This window comes from Levilinea saccharolytica (assembly GCF_001306035.1).
In the GTDB taxonomy this organism is placed as follows: domain Bacteria; phylum Chloroflexota; class Anaerolineae; order Anaerolineales; family Anaerolineaceae; genus Levilinea; species Levilinea saccharolytica.
This window is the reverse complement of record NZ_LGCM01000004.1, coordinates 1-1,252: the sequence shown is the minus strand read 5'-3', so window position 1 is coordinate 1,252 and position 1,252 is coordinate 1. Positions and strand designations below refer to the sequence as shown.

The 1,252-nt window shown below is 62.7% G+C and carries 1 protein-coding gene; it reads left to right on the top strand.

Features of this window, described 5'->3' with window-relative positions; translation table 11 throughout:
* The coding region (locus ADN01_RS01415; RefSeq protein ID WP_082389698.1) for a DUF1015 domain-containing protein at positions 1-990 on the top strand (990 nt) is incomplete at its 5' end.
* Between the last annotated feature and the right edge of the window lie 262 nt (positions 991-1,252).

Below are 1,252 nucleotides of genomic sequence, written 5' to 3'. Positions count from 1 at the left end.
GTCATGTTGGCCCTGGATCTGGAATGTTACGACTTCAACAAGGGTTCCCAATCCCTCATCCGCGCCACCGAAGGCACCATTTTGGAACGCCTGCCACCCCGCATCAAAATTCGCTCCGGCGCGCCCCTCGAACTGCCCCACATTCTGGTGCTGATTGACGACCCCCAGGATACTGTCATCGGCGCTTTGGCCGCCCGCAAGGCCGCCATGAAGAAGATTTACGATTTCGACCTCATGCTCGGCTCCGGCCACCTCACGGGCTATTTCAGCAGTGACCCAGCGGATGAGCAGGCTCTGGTGGCTGCCCTGGAAAAACTGGCCGACCCGGCCGCCTTCGCCAGCCGCTACGGCGTTTCTGCCGATCTGGGCGTGCTTCTCTTCGCGATGGGTGACGGCAATCACTCACTGGCCACCGCTAAGGCCATCTGGGAACAGATCAAGCTCAAAGTCGGCATGGATCATCCCGCCCGCTACGCCCTGGTGGAGATTGAAAACGTGCACGACGCCGGCCTGGAATTCGAACCCATCCACCGCGTGCTCTTCGACGTGCGCGAAGAGGTCATCACCGCCCTCAAGCGCCATTTCGGCAGCCGCATGAGCGTGGAAACCGCCGACAGCGCCGAAGAAATGACCGCCGCGGTCGATTCCCAGTCCGGAGATGCCCAGGTGGTGGGTCTGGTCACCCCCCAGGGCTACGCCCTGGTGCGCATCCAGCAGCCCGAAACCAACCTGCCCGTGGGCACGCTGCAGCTCTTCCTGGATGCCTGGCTGAAAGCCGGCGGCGCCGCCCGCATTGATTACGTCCACGGCGCCGATGTGGTCACCCAGTTGGGCAGCCAGCCGGGCAACGCCGGTTTCTACGTCCCCGGCATGGACAAAAGCGACCTGTTCAAGACCGTCGTCTTAGACGGCGCCCTGCCCCGCAAGACCTTCTCGATGGGCGAGGCCAAAGAGAAGCGTTTCTACATGGAAGCCCGCCGCATCGCCTGAGCCGCAACAGCAAGCTCATTCAGCCCCCGCTCCTCAGGCGGGGGCTTTTTTTGCCGGTGAGCCTGCCTTCGCGGTATAATCCCAGCAATTCATCAACGAGGTGAGCCGTATGGATAACGCGTATATCGTCCCCGAAGGAGCCTTACCCCCCCAAGAGGTGCGCATCACCAACCTGAAGGCCGAAGCCTATCCTGACGGCCGCCGCGTGCGCATCACCATCGAGCTGTCCCCCTTCCAGCAGCGCCCCAACCTCACCGCCGCC